This window comes from Streptomyces sp. NPDC102279, from assembly GCF_044766365.1.
In the GTDB taxonomy this organism is placed as follows: Bacteria; Actinomycetota; Actinomycetes; order Streptomycetales; family Streptomycetaceae; genus Streptomyces.
Window position 1 is genome coordinate 233,189 of sequence record NZ_JBIWLU010000007.1, and the last position, 19,988, is coordinate 253,176.

Genomic DNA, 19,988 nt, shown 5'->3' on the forward strand with positions numbered 1-19,988 from the left:
GCCTACGAGGCCGGGACCGCCGCGGCTGCCTCCGGTGCCACCGGCCGCGTCCGGTAGGCACGGTACGCCGCGCCCGCGACCAGGGTGACTCCGAGGAAGAGCAGGGTGAACCACTGGAAGTACCAGTGCCCGCCCGCCGGGTCGTACACCGTGGCGCGCGGCCACGCGAGGTTGACGGTCATGAAGAGGCCGTAGACGAGGGCGAGGGCGTTGACCGGGACGCCCCAGCGGCCGAGCGAGAAGAGCGGGGCGCCCGTCTCGTCGGTGCCGTCGGCGGTGAACTGTCCCCGCAGCCTGCGCACCAGCAGTGGACCGGTGACCATCGCGTACGCGAGATACAGCATCACGATGCAGGTGGTGCCGATGGCGAGGAACGCGTCCGGGGAGGCGAAGTCGAGCAGCAGCAGCGCGGCCGCGAGGACACCGACGACCAGGGCGGGGGCACTCGGCATACCGGTGCGCGGGTTGACCTTCGCGAGCCGTCCCGAGAACGGGAGCTGCCGGTCGCGCGCCATCGAGAAGAGCATGCGGCAGGCGGCGGTCTGGATCGCCAGGGTGGCCACCGCGATGGCCACCACCACGTCGGCGAGCAGCGCGCGGCCCACTCCGTCGCCCAGGCTGCTCGTGAGGACGTAGCTGAGACCGTCGACACCGAGGCGGCCGTCGGTGAGGCTCGGGGCGGCGAGCAGCCCGCCGAACACGATCAGGCCGCCGAGCAGGCCGGCCGCGCCGAGGGCGGTGAGGATCGTCCGGGGCGCGGTGCGGAGGGGGTTGTGGGTCTCCTCGCTCATCTCGCCCGCGCTGTCGAAGCCGATCATCACGTAGGCGGCCATGAACGAGCCCACCATCAGCGCCCCGAGCAAACCCGTCCCGCCCGCGCCGGTGTGGAAGGTGATGCCGGGGGAGCGCTCGGAGTGAGTGAGCAGCAGCACGACGATCAGGACGGCGCCGATGATCTCGGCGGTGACGCCGATCCGGTTGATCACGGACATCACCCGGTTGTCGAGGACGTTGACCAGCGTGGTGAGGACGAGCAGGGCGACACCGAGCACGGCCGCGTTGGCCGCGCCGTCCGGGCTGGTCGGGGCGGGATCGTCGCCCACGAGCTGAAAGCCGGACCAGATCGCGGGCAGCACCATCTGCAGCGCGAGCGCGGCGGCGGCGACCACCACCACCTGGCCGATCACCATGATCCAGCCCGCGAACCAGCCGAAGGAGAGGTTCGACAGGCGCGAGGACCACTGGTAGATCGCGCCGGAGATCGGGTAGCGCGCGGCCAGTTCGGCGAAGCAGGCCGCGACCGCGAGCTGGCCGATCAGGACGGCCGGCCAGGTCCAGAAGAAGACGGGACCGCCGAAGGCGTAGCCGAAGGCGAAGAACTGGAAGACCGTCGTGAGGACGGAGATGAAGGAGAAGCCGGCGGCGAACGAGGCGTACCGGCCGAGGCTGCGGTGCAGCTCCTGGCGGTAGCCGAACGCGTTCAGGGAGCGGTCGTCGGGGGACTGCGGCGGGTCGGGGCGTACGTCGGAGGGAGCGGTGGTGGTCACGGCGGCACCTGCCTTCGGCGCGAAGGGCGAACGGGATTCCTGTCGGGTGACAGAAATTAGGGAGGCCCTGTTTCGCTCGCGTGACGCGGCCGTGTCGGCGGCGGGCCGAAGTCCTCACGGGTCCGCCGAGGGTGTGGAGTCGCGTGCTCCCATCGTCCCGCCGGTGCGGATCGGGGCCCGGCGGGCACCGTCGCTCGGCGTATCGGGGGGTGGGGTGTCCGGCTTCACCGGTGCCGCGCTTTCACCGGGGCCGCGCCTTCACCGGGGTGAGCGTGGCGGGGGAGGTGCCGACGCTCGTGGTCCGCGGGTGCGCGGGAGGGGCGCGTCTCATGGCCGGGAGCGCGGTCGACGAGGCGTCAACTCACCGCGGACACGGGCCGACCCGGCGGTTCCGCGAGGTCATGGACGCCCGCCCGGGCCGCGTGCGTACGTCAGGAGGCGGCCCGCGTCGCGGTCGCCGCCTCCTGGTGCTGCCGGGTCGTGGGTGTCAGGCGGACGCCTCCTGCTCCGCCTCCACCTGGGCGTTCCACTCCCGCTTCGACGCCTGCCAGCCGTCCTCGTTGTGGCCGAGGCGCCAGTAGCCGGAGATGGACAGGCCGTCGCGCGGGATCTCACGTTCGACGCGCAGCAGCTTGCGCAGTTCCTTGACGAAGGCCGCCTCGCCGTGGACGAAGGCGTGCACCCGGCCCGCCGGGAACTCCAGGCCGCGCACGGCCTCCACCAGAGCCCGGCCGACCGGCCGGTCCCCGCGGTGCAGCCAGACGACGTCCGCGTCGGAGTCGATCTTCTGCTCCTCCTCGGGGCCCGAGACCTCCACGAAGGCACGGACGACGGATCCGTCGGGCAGCGACTCCAGGGCGGCGGCGATGGCCGGCAGCGCGCTCTCGTCGCCGGCGAGCAGATGCCAGTCGGCTTCGGTGTCGGGGGCGTAGGCGCCGCCGGGGCCCATGAAACGGACGACTTCGCCCGGCCGGACCTTCAACGCCCAGGGTCCGGCGAGTCCTTCGTCGCCGTGCACCACGAAGTCCAGGGACAGCTCGCGCACTTCGGGATCCCAGGCGCGCACGGTGTACGTGCGGGTCACGGGCCACTGCTCGCGCGGGAACTCCTCGCGGATGCGCTGCATGTCGAAGGGCTCCGGGTAGGTCACGCCCTCGGCGCCGAACAGCAGCTTCACGTAATGGTCCGTGCTGGTGCCCGTGGCGAAGTCGGCGAGGCCCTCGCCGCCCAGCACGACCCGCTGCATGTGCGGGGTCAGTCGCTCGGTGCGGACGACCGTCGCGGAGTGCGGCTTCCTGGGCTTGCGTTCCGGACGCTCTGCCATGACTGCCTCCTGGTCAACATAGTTAGGCTTACCTAAGTTAGCACTCCTTCCTGGGTGACACCTATGCGTGCGCGCCACCAGTTATGCCGGAAGGGTTCTGCTATGTCTCCAGTGTGGCGAGGAGTCGGTGCAACGATCCACCAAGGCCCCAGCGTGCCGCCAGTTCGTCCAGCGCGGCGGGGTCGCGCGGGGCGCGCGGCAGCGCCGTGTCCACCTCGGGCAGGGGCACGTCACCGGCGACCTTGACCACGGTGGGGGCCACGGCGACGTAGGGCCGCGACTCGGCGAGGCGTTTGCGCTGCGAAGGGGTCAGCTTCGCCTTCGGGTCGTCGACCGCGGCCATGATCCCGGCCAGGTCCCCGAACTCGGCGAGCAGTTTGGCCGCCGTCTTCTCCCCGATGCCCGGCACGCCCGGCAGTCCGTCGCTCGGGTCTCCGCGCAGCAGCGCGAGGTCCGCGTACCCCGGGCCGTCCACGCCGTACTTCTCGCGCAGCCAGGCCTCGTCCGTCAGCTGGAGGGTGCCGACGCCCTTGAGGGGATACAGGACGCGCACCCCCCGCTCGTCGTCGACGAGCTGGTAGAGGTCGCGGTCGCCGGTGACGATGTCGACCGGGCCGGTGGCGCGGCCGGTGAACGTGCCGATCACGTCGTCCGCCTCGTACCCCGCGACGCCCACGCGGGCGATGCCCAGCGCGTCCAGAACGTCCTCGATGACGGGCACCTGCGGCGAGAGGGTGTCCGGCACCTCCTCCTCGTCGGGGCCCGTCTCGGTCTCGACCGCCACCCGGTGCGCCTTGTACGACGGGATCAGGTCCACCCGCCACTGCGGGCGCCAGTCCGCGTCCATGCAGGCCACCAGGTCGTCGGGATGGTGGTCCTTGACCAGGCGGTCGATGAACTCCAGCAGCCCCCGCACCGCGTTCACCGGCGTGCCGTCCGGGGCCCGCACGGATTCCGGCACGCCGAAATAGGCGCGGAAGTACAGCGAGGCGCTGTCGAGGAGCATGAGTCGTCGAGTCTGCTGGGTCACGAACCGCATCATGCCGTACGCCACTGACAGTGACCTGGACCACTCTCGTGTTTGCTTTGTGTAAGCGTGGGCAGGCGCCGCCTCTGAGCGAACTCGGTTGTGCATTCAACCGTCACCAGTTGTCGGGAACGTCGTAGGTGTTCGTTCAGCCCGTTCCCCTGTCCGACCGAGAGGCACCACGTGTCATCCAGGCTTGAGGCCGACCATCTGTACAAGGTGTTCGGAAGACGACCAGAAGCGGCCGTGGAGCGGCTCCGTGACGGAGTCGACCGTGAGGAACTGCGCGCCGACGGCACCACCGCCGCCGTGATCGACGCGTCCTTCACCGTCGAGCCGGGCCAGATCTTCGTCGTCATGGGCCTGTCCGGGTCCGGCAAGTCCACGCTGCTGCGCATGCTCAACGGACTGCTGGAGCCCACCGCCGGACATGTGCGCTTCGACGGACAGGACCTGACCGGCCTGAGCGCCCGCGACCTGCGCGAGGTCCGCTCCCGCAAGATCAGCATGGTCTTCCAGCACTTCGCGCTGTTCCCGCACCGCAGCGTGCTGGAGAACGCCGCCTACGGCCTGGAGGTCCAGGGCGTCCCGGCGGCCGAGCGCAAGGAGCGGGCGACCAAGGCCCTCGAACTGGCCGGCCTCGCCGGCTGGGAGAAGTCCTGGCCCGACGAGCTGTCCGGCGGTATGCAGCAGCGCGTGGGTCTCGCGCGCGCGCTCGCCACGGACGCCGACCTGCTGCTCATGGACGAGTCGTTCAGCGCCCTCGACCCGCTGATCCGCCGCGACATGCAGGACCAGCTGATCGAACTCCAGAAGAAGCTGAAGAAGACCATCGTCTTCATCACCCACGACCTCAACGAGGCCATGCGCCTCGGCGACCGGATCGCCGTCATGCGCGACGGCCGCATCGTCCAGATAGGCAGCGCCGAGGACATCCTCGTCCGGCCCGCCGACGACTACGTCGCCTCCTTCACCCAGGACGTCGACCGCTCGCGTGTCCTGACCGCGGGCGCCGTCATGGACACCGCGACAAGGGGCGACGAGGCCGACTGCTCGTGCGAGACCGCCACGCCGGACACCTCCTTCGTGGACCTGTGCGCCATCAGCGCCCGTCTCACCCACCCGGTCGCGGTCGTCGACAAGAAGCACACCCTCGTCGGGGTCGTCCCCCGGCAGCGCCTCGTCGGCTTCCTCGGTGACGAGCAGGGCACGCCCGAGCCGTGTCCCAGCCCGCGGAACGAGGAGGTGAAGGCCGGTGCCTAGGATCCCCTTCGGCGACTGGGTCAACGACGCGGTCGACTGGCTGCTCAACCACATGGCGTGGCTCTTCGACTTCCTCAAGACCGTCTTCTCGGGCACCTACGACGGGATCGACGCCGTCCTCCAGGCGCCCCAGCCCCTCCTCCTCGCCGGCATCTTCGCCGTCATCGCCTTCTGGCTGCGCGGCACCTCGGCCGGTGTCCTCACCTTCGTGGGCTTCGCCTTCATCGACTCCCTCGAACTGTGGGAGGACGCGATGGTGACCCTCTCGCTGGTCCTCGTCGCGACGCTCATCGCGCTCGTCGTCTCGGTGCCCGTCGGCATCTGGGCGGCCCGCTCCGACCGGGTCAGCGGCATCGTCCGGCCGGTCCTCGACTTCATGCAGACGCTGCCCGCGATGATCTACCTCATCCCGGCGATCCTGTTCTTCGGCACCGGCGCCCCCGCCGGCATCGTCGCCACCCTGATCTTCGCGCTGGCCCCCGGTGTCCGCATGACCGAGCTGGGCATCCGGCAGGTCGACAAGGAACTGGTCGAGGCCGCCGACGCGTTCGGCACCACCCCGCGCAACACCCTGCTGCGCATCCAGCTTCCGCTGGCGCTGCCCACCGTCATGGCGGGCGTCAACCAGGTCATCATGCTGGGCCTGTCCATGGCCGCCATCGCGGGCATGGTCGGCACCGGCGGTCTCGGCGGCGACGTCAACGAGGCCATCGGCCAGCTGAACGTCGGTCTCGGTTCCGAGGCCGGCGTCGCCATCGTGATCCTCGCCATCTACCTCGACCGCATGACCAGCGCGCTGGGCACCCAGGTCTCCCCGCTCGGCCGCCGCGCCGCCGCCAAGCTGCGCGCCGCACAGGGTCTGAAGATCTGGTCGTACCGCCCGCGTCCCGTCGTGGCCATGGCGGGTGTCGTCGTCCTCGCCCTGGTCGCGGGCGGCATGGGTGTCTTCGGCGGTGCCGGTTCGACCTCCACCGCGGCCGACGGCGAGAACGTCGGCCAGGGCAAGAAGGTCACCATCGGCTACATCCCCTGGGACGAGGGCGTCGCCTCCACCTTCCTCTGGAAGGAGATCCTGGAGGAGCGCGGCTACCAGGTCGAGGTCAAGCAGTTCGACGCCGGCCCGCTCTACACCTCGCTCGCCCAGGGCGACGTCGACTTCGAGACCGACTCCTGGCTGCCGACCACGCACGCGCAGTACTGGAAGAAGTACGGCAAGCAGCTCGACGACCTGGGCTCCTGGTACGGCCCGACGTCCCTGGAGCTGTCGGTGCCCGCCTACATGAAGGGCATCGACTCCCTGGATGACCTCAAGGGCAAGGCCGGCACCTTCGGCGGCAAGATCACCGGCATCGAGTCCAGCGCCGGAATGATGGGCCTGCTCAAGAGCAAGGTGCTCAAGGCGTACGGGCTCGACAAGGAGTACAAGGTCGTCGACAGCTCCACGCCGGCGATGCTGGCCGAGCTGAAGCGCGCGTACGCGGCGAAGAAGCCGATCGTCGCCACGCTCTGGTCGCCGCACTGGGCCTACAGCGACTACAAGCTGAAGAAGCTCAAGGACCCGAAGGGCGCCTGGGGCAAGGGCGACGGCGTGCACACGCTGTCCCGCAAGGGCTTCGCGCAGGACAACCCGGTCGTCGGCAAGTGGCTGAAGAACTTCAGGATGACCGAGAAGCAGCTGACCGACCTCGAGGCCGAGATCAACAAGGTCGGCAAGGGCAAGCAGCAGGACGCCGTGCACGCCTGGCTGAAGAAGAACCCCGGTGTCGTCGACAAGCTCGCCCCGGTCAAGAGCGCTTCCGCCGCGGCCCCGGCCGAGGCCGGGCGCTCGCTGGACGTCGCCTGGTTCCCCTGGGACGAGGACGTCGCCGTCACCTACCTCTGGAAGAACGTCCTGGCCCGTCGCGGCTACACGCTCAACCTCAAGCAGATGGACGTCGGCCCGGTCTACACCGGCCTGGCCTCCGGCGACCTCGACCTCAACTTCGACGCCTGGCTGCCGTATGCCCAGTCCAACTACTGGGATCAGCACAAGAAGGACCTGAACGACCTCGGTACCTGGTACAAGCCGACCTCCCTGGAGGTCGCGGTCCCCTCGTACGTGAAGGACGTCAAGTCCCTCGCTGACCTCAAGGGCAAGTCGAAGACCTTCGGCGGGAAGATCATCGGTATCGAGCCGGGCACCGGTGAGATGAACCTCCTGAAGAAGAAGGTCCTTCCGGGCTACGGGCTCGACAAGGAGTACAAGGTCGTCGACGGCTCGACTCCCGCGATGCTCGCCGAGCTGAAGCGCGCGTACGCCAAGAAGGAGCCGGTCGCGGTCGTGCTGTGGTCGCCGCACTGGGCCTACAGCGAGTACAAGCTCACCAAACTCGCCGACGACAAGAAGCTGTTCGGCGAGGGCAACACGATCCGCACCATCTCCAGCAAGAAGTTCCCGGGCCAGTACCCGAAGCTCACCGAGTGGATCAAGAACTTCAAAATGAGCGAGGCCGAACTCGGCAGCCTGGAGAGCCAGATCAAGCAGAGTGGGCAGGGGCACGAGGAGGACGCCGTGTCCGCGTGGCTCAAGGAGCACCCGGACATGGTGCAGCGGATGACTCCGCAGTAGCCGCCGAGCGGTTCACCCCCACGGGTGGTGGACGGTTCACTCCGAGGGGTGGTCCTCGTCGTACGGGTCCTTTGACCCGTGGGGCGGGGGCCACCCCTCGTCGTGGTCCCGCCGCCCGACCGGGCCGCCGCGAGTCCGCACGTGCGGACGATCGGGCCCGCGACGCCGTACTGACGTACGGGAGGGATCCGGACAACCGCGCGGCGGCGGACGGCCCCGTGATGTCCGGCGAACTCCCGGCCCACGGACGCCGGTGACCGTCCGACGGACCCGACGTGTTCGCCGCCGACTCCGACGGACCGCCGCGCATCGGGCCGGCGCGGGAAGGTGCCCGTGGGCTCGCCGTTCCCCTCGCGGTGTACACCGACAACTTCCCCGCGCACGGCAGGAGTTCGGGTGCAGGCAACGCCCGTGGGTCGTCTTCGCGGGCGCCCCCGGCCGGTGTTCGGCCCCTTCGCCCTCCGCTCACGTACCGCGCCCCGAGGGGCGGGCGGGCGCTCGTTCTGGCGCGAACTGTAACCCTCACACTCCCTCGATGTGACAGCGATGTGACGGGTGCATGAAACGGTTTGCCGAACATGCGTAGGGTGCAAACAACTCATCAGAAGGAGCGGGCCGGAAACCGGACGGTTCGCGGACCGACGAGACGAGGGAGGGAGCCGGAGCGATGGGCGACCACAAAGATCAACCGCTTCGCGTGGGCGCGGCCGTGCGGCGAAGGCGCCGGGCGCTGCGACTCACCCTCGCCGTCGTGGCCGAACGCAGTGGCCTGTCGGTTCCCTTTCTCAGCCAGGTGGAGAACGAGCGGGCGCGGCCCAGCAGAAGCTCCCTGGAGAGAGTCGCCGGAGCCCTCGACACCACCGCCGCCGAACTGCTCGCCGCCGCCGACCCGGCGTGCAGCGTCGACGTCGTGCGCGCCGACGTGAGCGCCGAGTTCACTCCCGAGGCCCAGGTGCGCCCCCTGGTGCGCGGTCACCACCAGCTGCACGCCACCGAGTTCACCGGCGACCACGACGAGGGACGCGAACTCCAGCACCGCAACGACAAGTTGATGTACGTGTGCGACGGCGCCGTCGAGGTCGAGGCGGAGGGCCGCGCCCATCGCCTCGGACGCGGCGACACGCTCTACCTGACGGGCGGGGTCCGGCACCGCTGGCGCGCCACCGTGCCGGACACCCGAGTGATCGTCGTGGAGGTCGCCGACCACATCGACGCGGTGGAGGACCGGCACCGCTTCGGCAGGCGCTGACCGATGGCTCGGGGGACGACTGTCGACGCCCCGACGACGGGGGAGAGGCGGCCGAGGGACCCGCGCGTTGTGTCGCTCGTGCCCTCGCTCACCGAGGCCGTTGCGGTGTCCCTGCCGGGCGTCCTCGTCGCCGCCACCGACTGGTGCACCCACCCCGCGGGCCTCGACGTCGAACGGATCGGCGGCACCAAGAACCCCGACGTCGACGCCGTCGTACGGCTCGCGCCCGACCTCGTCGTCGCCAACGAGGAGGAGAACCGGGAGCCCGACCTGGCAGCCCTGCGCCGGGCCGGCATCGAGGTGCTCGTGACCGAGGTGCGGGACGTGCCGGGTGCCCTGCGCGAACTCGACCGGGTGCTCCGGGCCTGCGGTGCGCGCGGTCGTCCCCGGTGGCTGGACGCGGCCGAGGCCGCGTGGGCCGAGCCGCCCGCGCCCGTGCCTCGCCGCAGCGCGGTCGTGCCGGTGTGGCGGCGGCCCTGGATGGTTCTCGGCCGGGACACGTTCGCCGGTGACGTGCTCGCGAGACTCGGCGTCGACAACCTGTACGCGGCGCACGAGGACCGTTACCCGCGCGTCCCGCTCGACGAACTGACCGCCGCGGCCCCCGACCTGGTCGTCCTGCCCGACGAGCCGTACCGCTTCACCCCCGACGACGGACCCGAGTCGTTCCCGGGCACCCCGTGCGCCCTGATCGACGGCCGCCTCCTGACCTGGTACGGGCCCTCGATGGCCGAGGCACCGGAGAGGCTCGGCGGGGCGCTGCGAGCAGCCGGCCGCTGACCCGCGCGGCCGGGCTCGGCTCACGCTCGGCCCCTGAGGTCCTCCCGGCCGCCGGACCGTGGTCCCCCACAGGGAGTTCCGGTCCGGCGGCGGGTCCGTTCAGTCCTCGGGCCGCTCGGGCGCCAGCAGCTCCCGGAGTTCGTCCGTCGCTTCCCGGAGCCGGTCGGCGAACGTCCGCATCTGCGCGGCGACCGCCGACGGCGTGCTCAGGTAGAGGTTGAACCGGTCGGGAAGCAGCACGTAGGCGATACCGATGCACTGGGTGCTGGTCGATCCGAAGCCGAAGTACTGGATATTGACGGACGGCGCGGAACTCGTGCTCAGGTAGTCGTCCCGCATGGTCGACCAGCCCGGCGTCCGGTACAGCGCGGGCTGCTCGGTCACCCCGAGCTCGGCCCCCCGCCGTCGCTGGATCAGCTCCAGCTCCCACAGGTGCTGCTCCGGCACCTGCCCGGCCTGGCAGGCCTTCGCGCGCGCCACATGGGCCTCCGTGGCGGCCCGGAACGCGGCGCGCCGGGCGTCCGCGTCCGCTGCCGGGTCCTCCATCGCCGCCACGAAGGCCACCATCTCGGTGGTGACGACGCGCATCGCCTCGGTCCGCCCGTGCCGGTACTGCCGGGTGGCGATCGACTCGTACGTGGCGCCCAGACGCCCCTTGGCGCGCTGGTGGGCGAGTTGGTAGGCGGCCTGGACGAACGCGTCCGGCGAGACGCCCAGCGCCTTGGCCGCACTGCTGCCGAAGTCCGGGAACGACACCGTGCTGGTCGCGGTGTTCGCCCCGTACGCCGCGAACGCGTCGGCGGCGGAGCGCGCCTGGTCCCGCAGCGCTTCGTCCAGTTCGAACACGATCGGTTCCAGCGCCGGCAGACCCTGGGAACGGGCTCCGGACTGCCGGGACTGCTCCTCGGCAGGGGTGTCGAGCAGGGCGTCGGTGAAGGTGAGGATCGTGGTGCCGTCCAACTCGCAGTGCTCGACGTTGATGCCCGCGCGTCCGTCGGCGAAGACGACGAACGACACGGCCTTGTCGAACCAGCGGTTGCCGCGGTCGCCGTACAGCAACTGGTCACAGGCGTCCTGGACGTCCGCGGGGGCGAAGTCCTCCAGAGCGACGCAGAACAGCGCGGTCTCGACATCGTCGAGGGCCTCGGCGTTGCGGGGGTGGCAGGCGAGGAGGCGCTCCCGGGCGGCCGCCCACTCCGCGCGAGCCATGGTGGTGAGGTGGCCCGCCGAGGTGTCCGCGCCGGCCGGGTCGGCCTTCATCACGGCGCGCAGTCCCGCCTCGAGATCATCCAGGCTGTGCGGGACGCCGTCGGGACCCAGCACGTCCAGCCGGAACATGCCGCCCCGGAAGAACACCACGACGTGCCGGGCCTCGGACGGGCCCGGCCACTGCTCGGTGTAGGGGGCGCGGACGGTGTCCTGCCGCTCGCCGGGGATGCGTGTGGTGGAGAACAGGAACTTGTTCTGCACCATCGACTGAGGTGCTCCGCGCTGCACCACCGGCGGAATCCGCCCCTGGTCGAGCTGCCGCTTGTAGTTGAGGGCCCCGGCGACGAGCCCGGACGCCCGCTCCACCTGCGCCTGGTCGGAGTCCTTGAACAGGAAGAAGAAGTTGGCGTTGAGCGCGATCCGGTCCCGGCGGCCCAGGTATCGGTACGGCCAGAAGGTGTCGAGCCAGCTGTGCACGCCCTCCGTGGCGTCGTATTCCTCCAGCGCGGCATGCAGCACCCGGCCGGGGCCACCGGGCCGGAGGAAGGCGGCAACCTCCGCCTCGGTCGCCGACCGCTCTTCGGCGGTCAGCAGCGGCGTACACCAGGCGAGGAACCGCTCGCAGCTCGCGTCCAGCGTAGGCAGCGGCACGCGCGGAAGGTCGTCCTCCTGGGCGAAGGTCGCGTTGCTGGAAGCATCCTGACTGCTCTTCAACTCTGTTCTCGATTCGCATCGTTGGTACCGGTGATGTCGTACGGCCGGGAAAGGTAGAGCTGTGCGTACAGCCAGCCTTCCGCCTCCAGGCCCTGTGGATCCACTCCTGCGGCCGACATGCCGTCGAGCACGAGCGCCTGCTCCTGCGGGGAGGCGAACCGCCGCTGTCTGAACACCTCGTCGACGCGGACGGTCCGGTAGCCCAGACCCGCCAACGCGTGCTCGACGGAGTCGAACGGGAACATCCGCAGCACGAAATGCGCCATCCAGGGACGGCGGATGCCCTGCGCCCGCACGACTCGCGTGAGCGTCCGCTCGGTGACGTAGCCGACGCAGCCCGTCGAGATCACCAGGTCCGTACCCGCGAGCTGGGCGCGCTGTCGCGGTGTGGGCTCGTGCTCCTCCAGGTCGGCGTGCACCACGTCGTCGAGGAATCCGGCCTCACGAGCGTAGGACAGCGCGCTGCCGGAGGTGTCGAGGCCGACGAAGCGGATCGGGCGCGGGGGCCGGCGTGACCGGGCCAGCTCCCGGTCGCGGGCCAGCAGAGCCTCGCGGCTCTCACCCGCACGCTCCTCGTCGCCGTAGCGCGCGTACAACTCGTCCATGGTCGCGTCGTACTTCAGCAGGGCGGCGTTGATTCCGTACGAGCAGCCGATGTCCAGCACCTTCGGCACCGCGACGTGCCGGGACTCCCGGTACTCCGTGATGATCTTGGCGAAGTAGGGCTTGGCCTGCTGCGGAACGCCGTAGTCGAGCGGGCGCAGCGACCTGAAATAGGTGCGCGGATCGGGCTGGTCGTAGATGTGGTCGAGTGAGACTTTTCCGGTCACGTCGAAACGCACAGGGCTTACTCCTCCGTGGGATCGCGCAGGGGGACGGCCTACGGCGGCTGCTCGGCCCGCCGCATGATCCAGGCGACAGGCCCTAGTCCAGGAGCCGGTCGCCGCGGACCGCCCGGCCCTCCGCCGCCAGGTGCTCGTGCAGTACCCGGCCGAAGAGCTGCCGGGTCCGTTCCACGCTCCCGATGACGCCGGGACGCTCGCTGTAGGCGAAGATCGCGGAGTGGCGCGCGACCTCGCCGCGCACCGGGCTCACGCGGTGCAGCGAGTAGCGCCCCTTGAACAACTGCAGGTCACCCGGTTGCAGGGGGAGGCGCCGGGTCAACCGCTCGCCCCGGCCGTCCACCACGTCCCGGACGTCGTCGAAGTGCTCGTCCCGCGCGGTCCGGATGTTCGGGCAGTACTCGAAGACGCCGCCGTCCTGCGCCTGTTGGGTGACCATGCTCACGGTGAACTCGTTGGTGTCGAAGTGCCAGGGGTGCTCCATGCCCGGCGCGACGACGTTGAGCACCAGCCCGGAGAGCGGGTCCGCCAGCTCGTGCAGCTCCGGCAGTTCGAAGCAGCGGGCGATGAACTGCCGGAACGTCATGTCGGAGTACAGCCGGCTGATGAGGGAGTCCGCGGGGATGCGGTCCCGCGCGACGAACGCGTTGCCCCGCTCGAAGGTCCTGCGGCCCGGATGGTCCTGGGGCAGCGCCGAGTCCACGGCGATGTTGTAGACGTTCACCGTCTCGACGTCGTGGTGCGCCCGGGGGGCGATGGCCGAGCACTCCTGCCGCAGCACATCGCGCAGCGACGGGCGGACGAAGTCCGGCAGCACGGTGCAGCCGAGAGTCGCCAGGTCGCGCCGGGCACGGGAAAGCACGGCCTGTCCCGGGGCGCTCGCGAGTTCCGACAGGGGATAGCGAGCGGTGTCGACCACCTGGTCGAGCGTCAGGGCTTCCAAAGAGCGCATTCGATCCTCTCCATATGCGGGCTGCCCCTCTCGTCGGTTCCCTCGCCGGCCCGCGGTTCCGCCTCTCACGCACCCACGGACGAGCGACGCGATCCGTGCGGTCGGCCGGACCTCACGCGCGACGTTTGGGTAACTCGACTGGCTCGAAGGGGACTTGAAGTTCCCACAGCGACGCCGTGTTGTCTGTGACACGTCACACTGCCCAACTGTGTGCTCCAGCATGCCTTCGCGGGTTTCGGCACGGGCCGACCGTCGGACGGGAGTCGCGGGAGCGGCGGAGTGAGTGCGGGAGGCCGTCCGTCCGGCGCGCGAGATGCGCCGGTGGCTCCTTACGCTCGTAGGGACAGGTTTCCTTGGACCGCGTGTGACGCGGTCCCGGAGGTGACGAGCGTGCGTGCCTCACTGATCCAGCTGTCCGTGGACGCGTCGGAATCCGCCGACGAGCGCCGTCACCGGGCGGCTTCGCTGGTCCGCGGTCGGACGGGCGACGACCTGGTGGTCCTGCCCGAGCTCTGGGCGGCCGGCGCGTGGTCGTACGACCGCTGGGAGCACGAGGCCGAGAGCCTGGACGGCCCCACCGTCGAGGCCATGTCCGCCGCGGCCCGGCAGGCCGGGGTGTGGCTCCACGGCGGATCGGTCGTCGAGCGGGACAAGGACGGGACGCTGTACAACACCGCCCTGCTCTTCGACCGGAACGGCGACCTGCGCGGTCACTATCGCAAGATCCACCGGTACGGCTTCGACACCGGTGAGGCGACCCTGATGGGTGGCGGCGAGGACATCGTCACCGTGCCCACCGACGTCGGTGTCATCGGCCTCGCCATCTGCTACGACCTGCGCTTCCCCGAGTTGTTCCGGGGCCTGCTCGACGCGGGCGCGGAACTCGTCGTGGTGCCCGCCGCATGGCCCGCGGCCCGTCTCGGCCACTGGCGGCTCCTCACCCGCACCAGGGCCCTCGAGGATCAGGTCTTCCTCCTGGCCTGCTGTGCGACCGGTGAGCACGGCGGCATGCGGCAGGGCGGACACAGCGTCGTCGCCGACCCCTGGGGGACCGTCCTCGGCGAGGCCGGCACGGCGGAGGAAGTGCTGACCGTGGACGCCGACATGGCAGAGGTCGCCCGGATCCGCTCCGAGCTTCCCGTCCTGCGTGATCGCGTCCTGACCAGCCACGCGGGCGGCGGAGCAGGCGGATGAGGAGCCGACCGCGGCCGATCCGGCGGGGCGCCGAAAACCGGGGGTGCGACGCAGGAGGCCCCGTTCACCGAGGCGCAGTGAGCAGCCGGCCGCTGATCAGGCCTCGGGCGGTGCCGACAGCGGCCGTCGACCAGGTGACCACCAGCAGGGCGTAGAGCGTGACGGCGAGGATGTCGAAGGCGGTCAGGCCGGTGTGCCGGGCGAGGCTCTCCGCGCCGGTCGCGCAGGTGCCCAGGGGGAAGGTGAACGCCCACCAGGTCATCGCGAAGCCCATGCCCCGGCGGCGGGCCCGGACGACCAGGGCGACGGCCAGCGCGAGCCACAGCAGGGCGAACCCCATGACGGGGACGCCGTAGAGGACGGCGAAGAAGGCGAAGCCTCGGTCGTACGGGGCGGACAGCGCGCCCGGAGCCGCGTCGGCGAACTTGCCGGCCGCGGTCGTCGACTGGCCCAGCGGGCCAAGCACCAGGAACAGCGTCGGGGTCATCGCGAGGGGCAGCGGACCCGAGGTGACGAGCCGGGCGAACACCATCGGCAGCATCACGAGCACGGCCAGCAGGCTGAGCCCGAACAACGCGACACAGCCGAGGAGCAGCGTCTCCCGGGGCTGCCCGGCCGGCAGATGCGGCACCAGCAGCGGGCCCAGGGCGGCCGACACCATGGGAGCGACGAGCGGCAGCAGCCAGACCGGGGACGCCTGTCCGGGCTCGATCCGGTGGTGGACGACCATGAGGTACGGGACGGCCACCGCGGCGGCGAGCCCGAGCGCGGTTCCGGCGGTGAACAGGACGGTGTCCACGGCGACCGCCGCCCCTGTTCCGATCCAGTCCGCCCCGACCACCAGGGTTCCGCCGCCGACGGCGAGCAGCGCCATCGCGAGACACCCGTAGAACGGGGCCGTCGCCGGGTCGAGGAGATGTGCGCGGGCCTGGTCGGGGTGGTGCCTCCAGTGCACGGCGCGGGCGGCGAGCAGCGCCACCAGCATCGTGAGCGACAGCGCCCACACCACGGCGCAGGCCGTGCGCAGCCCCGGCACCTGGACCGGCAGTCCCGCGCCCGCCGTCGCCACGATCGCCGTGCCCATCACCGACGCGTACCAGTTGGGGCCGAGATGACGGACCGCGGCGACGGCCCGGTCCCGTGTCGCGCGGGGCGACCGCGTGGCACGGACGACGGCGCTCGCCGGGTCGGCGGAGAAGGGCTGGGCTGCGGTGACCATGACCCCACGGTCGCGCGTGCCCGGACTCCCCACCAGGGAGCTTGCACCTATGAGGACATAAGCTGAGTTTATGAGTAGCAGTGCTGAGGAACGGGCCGGACGCGGGATCGCGCACCGGGTGCCCGATCTGGGCGCGCTGGAACTGCTGCTCGCGGTGGCGCGGCTCGGGAGCCTCGGGCGCGCCGCACGCGAGCTGGGGATCACACAGCCGGCCGCCAGCAGCCGGATCCGCTCGATGGAACGCCAGCTCGGAGTGGCGCTCGTGGACCGTTCGCCGCGCGGCTCCCGGCTCACCCACGAGGGAGCCCTCGTCACCGACTGGGCGCGCCGGGTGGTCGACGCGGCCGAGGTGTTCGACGCGGGGGCGCAGGCGCTGCGGGACCGGCGTGACTCCCGGCTGCGGGTGGCCGCGAGCATGACGATCGCCGAGTACCTGCTGCCCGGCTGGCTGATCGCCCTGCGCGCCCAGCGGCCCGACACGGCGGTCTCGTTGCGCGCGGGGAACTCGGCCTCCGTCGCCGAACGGCTCCTCGCCGGGGAGGCGGACCTCGGATTCGTCGAGGGGCTCGCCGTGCCGACCGGGCTCGACGCCACCGTCATCGCGCGCGACCGGCTGATCGTGGTCACGGCACCCGGGCATCCCTGGGCGCGCCGCCGCGCGCCGCTCGCCGGCGCCGAGCTGGCGGACACGCCGCTCATCCTCCGCGAGGAGGGGTCGGGGACGCGCCAGGTGCTCGACGCCGCGCTCGGGGGGCTCGCGCGTCCGCTGATCGAGCTGTCCTCCACCACCGCGGTGAAGGCGGCCGCCGTGAGTGGCGCGGGGCCGGCCGTGCTCAGTGAACTCGCCCTCGGGGAGGAGCTGTCCGGGCGGCGGCTGGTGAGCATTCCGCTCGCGGACGTCCGACTGGAGCGTGACCTCCGCGCCGTCTGGCCCACCGGCCACCGGCCCACGGGACCGGCGCGCGACCTGCTGTCCCTGACGCGGGGCGCGTAGCCCCGGGGACGGGTAGGGCGGAGGGCCCCAAGGAAGATCGGTGGTGGACGCGCCCGTTCAGGAAGCGGCCGCGATGAGCCCCCGTACGACCCGCAGGTCGTCATCCATCTCCGGGTGCCACTGGACGCCCAGGGCCCAGGCGGGGCCGGGGAGTTCGATCGCCTCCACGGTGCCGTCCGCGGCGTAGGCGGAGACCACCAGGTCCTCCCCGAGGCGGTCCACCGTCTGGTGGTGGTGGGTCGGGACCCCGCAGGGCTCCGGTACGAGACCGCCGTACAACGTCCCCGCCACGGGTGTCACCTCGTGGAACCCGAAGACGCCGGGTTCCTTCACGTGCCCGTCGAGGTGCTGGACGAGCGTGCCGCCGAGGGCCACGTTCAGGAGCTGCTGGCCCCGGCAGATGCCCAGAAGAGGTGTGCCGGACTCCAACGCCGCCCGGATCAGGGCGAGTTCCCAGGCGTCCCGCTCATGGGCGGGCGGGCCCGTCCGCGGGGAGCGCTCGGCGCCGTAACGCGCGGGGTCGATGTCGGCGCCGCCCGCCACGACCACCCCGTCGAGCCGGGCGACCGTCTCGGCGGCCCGGGCGGGATCGTCCGGCGGCAGCATCGCGGCGAGTCCGCCCGCCCGCTGCACGAGCCGCGGATAGGCGGCCGGAAGCAGCGCCGCCTCCAGGTGCCACACGCCCCAGCGCGCCCCGGTCTCCAGATACGTACTCACACCGATCAGCGGCCTGCCCACGCGGTTCTCCCTCGGATCCGGGTCCCCACGACGCCCGTGGAAGTCAACGGAGGTCGACGGAGGTCAATGGAACGGTCTCATACCTTTTGCTGGGACGGGAGGGGGACCCGTGGGCCCTCGCGGCCGGGCCGCTCACGTCAGGAACCCGCGCAGCAGCGCCGCCGTACCCGCGCAGTGTTCGCGCGTCATCTCCCGCGCCCCGTCCGCGTCCCCGTCGAGGACCGCCTCGACGAGGGCCGTGTGCTGGCGCTGGGAGTGCTCCAGGTTGCGGACCAGGAGCGGGATGCAGTCCAGCAGGTCGTTCACGGAGGCGCGGACGGCCGCGTAGCGGGCGGTGAGCGAGGGGGAGCCGCTCAGCTCCGCGAGCGTGAGGTGCAGCAGGGTGTCCGCGCGCCGGTAGTCGGCGAGCGGCGCGTCGGCGGTACGGGCGAGCGCGGCGCGCAGCCGGTCCGCCTGCTCGGCGCCGAGGCCGTCCGCCGCGCACAGTCCGGCCGCTCCCACCTCCAGGACCTCGCGGAAGCGCAGGACGTCCTCGATGTCGACCGAGGCGACCCGGCGGCGCAGCTCGTGCTCGTCCGGCGCGTCCGCCCGCGCCAGCACGAACGTGCCGCCGTACCGCCCGCGCCGCGACTCCACCAGGCCCTGGTCCTGCAGCACCTTCAGGACCTCGCGCAGGGTGACCCGGCTGATCCCGAGCCGCTCCGCCAGCTCCCGCTCGGCGGGCAGCCGTTCACCGCCCGGCACCAGACCCAGCCGGACGATCTGGAGGATCTGCTCCAGCGCCTCCTCGAAACCGTTGCCCGCCCGCACCGGCCGCAGCACCGGCGTCAGCCGGTCCTCCGGCCCACGGCCGGCTTCCGCCCCTGTCATCCGGTCGCGCCCCCTTCCCAAGCAATGGTTCTCGGCAATACCTTATGGCTCTCGGCTGACCCAAGGAGGCTTTTCCGGTGGCAGACCGCACACCCCCGCTCGCCGTCGAGGAACTGCGCGCTCTCGTGGCGGCCGGTGAGATCGACACCGTCGTCCTGGCCTTCCCCGACATGCAGGGCCGGCTCCAGGGCAAGCGCTTCGCCGCACCCTTCTTCCTCGACGAGGTCCTGGAACACGGCACCGAGGGCTGCAACTACCTCCTCGCCGTCGACACCGACATGAACACCGTCGACGGCTACGCCATGTCGTCCTGGGACCGGGGCTACGGCGACTTCGCCATGCACCCCGACCTCGGCACCCTGCGCCGCGTCCCGTGGAACGAGGGCACGGCCCTGCTCATCGCCGACCTCGCCTGGAACGACGGCTCCCCGGTGGTCGCCGCACCCCGGCAGATCCTGCGCCGCCAGCTCGACCGCCTCGCCGAACTCGGCTTCACCGCCCAGGTCGGCACCGAGCTGGAGTTCATCGTCTTCAAGGACACCTACGAACAGGCCTGGGACACCGGCTACCGCGGACTCACCCCGGCCAACCAGTACAACATCGACTACTCCGTCCTCGGCACCGGCCGGATCGAGCCCCTGCTGCGCCGCATCCGTAACGAGATGCAGGCCGCCGGCCTCACCGTCGAGTCCGCCAAGGGCGAGTGCAACCCCGGCCAGCACGAGATCGCCTTCAAGTACGACGAGGCCCTCGTCACCTGCGACCAGCACGCCGTCTACAAGACGGGCGCCAAGGAGATCGCCAGCCAGGAGGGCGTCTCGCTCACCTTCATGGCGAAGTACAACGAGCGCGAGGGCAACTCCTGCCACATCCACCTCTCCCTCGCCGACGCGGACGGCACCAACGTGATGGCCGGCTCCGCCCAGGACCCCGGCGGCATGTCGGAGGTCATGCGCCACTTCCTCGCCGGCCAGCTGGCCGCGCTGCGCGACTTCTCGCTCCTGTACGCGCCCAACATCAACTCGTACAAGCGCTTCCAGCCCGGCTCCTTCGCGCCGACCGCCGTCGCCTGGGGGTACGACAACCGCACCTGCTCCCTGCGCGTCGTCGGCCACGGCCGGTCGATGCGCTTCGAGAACCGGCTGCCCGGCGGTGACGTCAACCCGCACCTGGCCGTCGCCGGCCTCGTCGCGGCCGGCCTGTACGGGGTCGAGCAGAAGCTGGAGCTGCCCGAGGCGTGCGCGGGCAACGCGTACACCTCCGCGTACGACCACGTGCCCACCACCCTGCGCGAGGCCGCCGAACTCTGGGAGAACAGCCCCATCGCCCGGGCCGCCTTCGGCGACGAGGTGGTCGCGCACTACCGCAACATGGCGCGCGTCGAACTGGAAGCCTTCGACGCCGCGGTGACCGACTGGGAGCTGCGCCGCTCCTTCGAACGCATGTGAGGACGACCCC

The 19,988-nt window shown here is 71.2% G+C and carries 16 protein-coding genes; 7 read left to right on the plus strand and 9 right to left on the minus strand.

The window, feature by feature from the left end:
• Window positions 1-2: 2 nt before the first annotated feature.
• The 3 genes from ACIRQH_RS19485 to ACIRQH_RS19495 form a co-directional block, all read right to left on the minus strand.
• Window positions 3-1,547, minus strand: coding sequence for an amino acid permease (locus ACIRQH_RS19485; protein ID WP_404226642.1), 1,545 nt, complete (start codon window positions 1,545-1,547; stop codon window positions 3-5).
• 487 nt (window positions 1,548-2,034) lie between these two features.
• Window positions 2,035-2,871, minus strand: a complete 837-nt coding sequence (locus ACIRQH_RS19490) for a siderophore-interacting protein (RefSeq protein ID WP_404226643.1) — start codon at window positions 2,869-2,871, stop codon at window positions 2,035-2,037.
• Window positions 2,872-2,971: 100 nt separating this feature from the next.
• Window positions 2,972-3,910, minus strand: coding sequence for a 5'-3' exonuclease H3TH domain-containing protein (locus ACIRQH_RS19495; RefSeq protein ID WP_404226795.1), 939 nt, complete (start codon window positions 3,908-3,910; stop codon window positions 2,972-2,974).
• 171 nt (window positions 3,911-4,081) lie between these two features.
• On the opposite strand from ACIRQH_RS19495, the gene ACIRQH_RS19500 reads away from it, so the two are divergent.
• The 4 genes from ACIRQH_RS19500 to ACIRQH_RS19515 all read left to right on the plus strand — a co-directional run bounded on the left by ACIRQH_RS19500 (window position 4,082) and on the right by ACIRQH_RS19515 (window position 9,798).
• The gene (locus tag ACIRQH_RS19500) at window positions 4,082-5,161 is read left to right on the plus strand and encodes a glycine betaine/L-proline ABC transporter ATP-binding protein (RefSeq protein ID WP_358817148.1); all 1,080 of its coding nucleotides are present in this window, start codon (window positions 4,082-4,084) and stop codon (window positions 5,159-5,161) included.
• Window positions 5,154-7,769 (plus strand): ABC transporter permease/substrate binding protein, encoded by a 2,616-nt coding sequence (locus tag ACIRQH_RS19505; RefSeq protein WP_358817149.1) that lies wholly within the window; start codon window positions 5,154-5,156, stop codon window positions 7,767-7,769. The genes ACIRQH_RS19500 and ACIRQH_RS19505 overlap by 8 nt, the downstream gene beginning before the upstream one ends.
• Before the next feature lie 667 nt (window positions 7,770-8,436).
• Window positions 8,437-9,018: an XRE family transcriptional regulator gene (locus ACIRQH_RS19510; protein ID WP_358817150.1), complete on the plus strand. Its 582-nt coding sequence runs from the start codon at window positions 8,437-8,439 to the stop codon at window positions 9,016-9,018.
• Window positions 9,019-9,021: 3 nt separating this feature from the next.
• The gene (locus tag ACIRQH_RS19515; RefSeq protein WP_358817151.1) at window positions 9,022-9,798 is read left to right on the plus strand and encodes a helical backbone metal receptor; all 777 of its coding nucleotides are present in this window, start codon (window positions 9,022-9,024) and stop codon (window positions 9,796-9,798) included.
• Between the two features lie 99 nt (window positions 9,799-9,897).
• Here the strand turns inward: ACIRQH_RS19515 and ACIRQH_RS19520 are convergent, their stop codons facing one another.
• The 3 genes from ACIRQH_RS19520 to ACIRQH_RS19530 all read right to left on the minus strand — a co-directional run bounded on the left by ACIRQH_RS19520 (window position 9,898) and on the right by ACIRQH_RS19530 (window position 13,515).
• Window positions 9,898-11,721, minus strand: coding sequence for a choline/carnitine O-acyltransferase (locus ACIRQH_RS19520; protein WP_388868736.1), 1,824 nt, complete (start codon window positions 11,719-11,721; stop codon window positions 9,898-9,900).
• Window positions 11,718-12,563, minus strand: coding sequence for a class I SAM-dependent methyltransferase (locus ACIRQH_RS19525; protein WP_388868733.1), 846 nt, complete (start codon window positions 12,561-12,563; stop codon window positions 11,718-11,720). The genes ACIRQH_RS19520 and ACIRQH_RS19525 overlap by 4 nt, the downstream gene beginning before the upstream one ends.
• A gap of 82 nt (window positions 12,564-12,645) precedes the next feature.
• On the minus strand, window positions 12,646-13,515 hold the full coding sequence (locus ACIRQH_RS19530) for an arpA protein (protein WP_388868730.1): 870 nt from the start codon (window positions 13,513-13,515) through the stop codon (window positions 12,646-12,648).
• Window positions 13,516-13,905: 390 nt separating this feature from the next.
• On the opposite strand from ACIRQH_RS19530, the gene ACIRQH_RS19535 reads away from it, so the two are divergent.
• Window positions 13,906-14,709 (plus strand): carbon-nitrogen family hydrolase, encoded by an 804-nt coding sequence (locus ACIRQH_RS19535; RefSeq protein ID WP_358817155.1) that lies wholly within the window; start codon window positions 13,906-13,908, stop codon window positions 14,707-14,709.
• Between the two features lie 64 nt (window positions 14,710-14,773).
• Here ACIRQH_RS19535 and ACIRQH_RS19540 read toward each other — a convergent pair whose 3' ends face one another.
• Window positions 14,774-15,928, minus strand: a complete 1,155-nt coding sequence (locus tag ACIRQH_RS19540; RefSeq protein ID WP_388868727.1) for a TDT family transporter — start codon at window positions 15,926-15,928, stop codon at window positions 14,774-14,776.
• A gap of 70 nt (window positions 15,929-15,998) precedes the next feature.
• On the opposite strand from ACIRQH_RS19540, the gene ACIRQH_RS19545 reads away from it, so the two are divergent.
• A complete protein-coding gene (locus ACIRQH_RS19545) occupies window positions 15,999-16,922 on the plus strand; it encodes a LysR family transcriptional regulator (RefSeq protein ID WP_404226644.1) in 924 nt (307 codons plus the stop codon).
• 57 nt (window positions 16,923-16,979) lie between these two features.
• Here the strand turns inward: ACIRQH_RS19545 and ACIRQH_RS19550 are convergent, their stop codons facing one another.
• Window positions 16,980-17,660 carry a gamma-glutamyl-gamma-aminobutyrate hydrolase family protein gene (locus ACIRQH_RS19550; protein ID WP_388868721.1) on the minus strand — a complete coding sequence of 227 codons (681 nt, stop codon included), beginning with the start codon at window positions 17,658-17,660 and terminating at the stop codon, window positions 16,980-16,982.
• Between the two features lie 132 nt (window positions 17,661-17,792).
• Entirely contained in the window at window positions 17,793-18,530 is a 738-nt protein-coding gene (locus tag ACIRQH_RS19555; RefSeq protein WP_404226645.1) for a FadR/GntR family transcriptional regulator, read from the minus strand.
• 77 nt (window positions 18,531-18,607) lie between these two features.
• Here ACIRQH_RS19555 and ACIRQH_RS19560 point away from each other — a divergent pair, with 77 nt between their 5' ends.
• Window positions 18,608-19,978, plus strand: a complete 1,371-nt coding sequence (locus tag ACIRQH_RS19560; protein WP_358817160.1) for a glutamine synthetase family protein — start codon at window positions 18,608-18,610, stop codon at window positions 19,976-19,978.
• Window positions 19,979-19,988 lie beyond the last annotated feature (10 nt).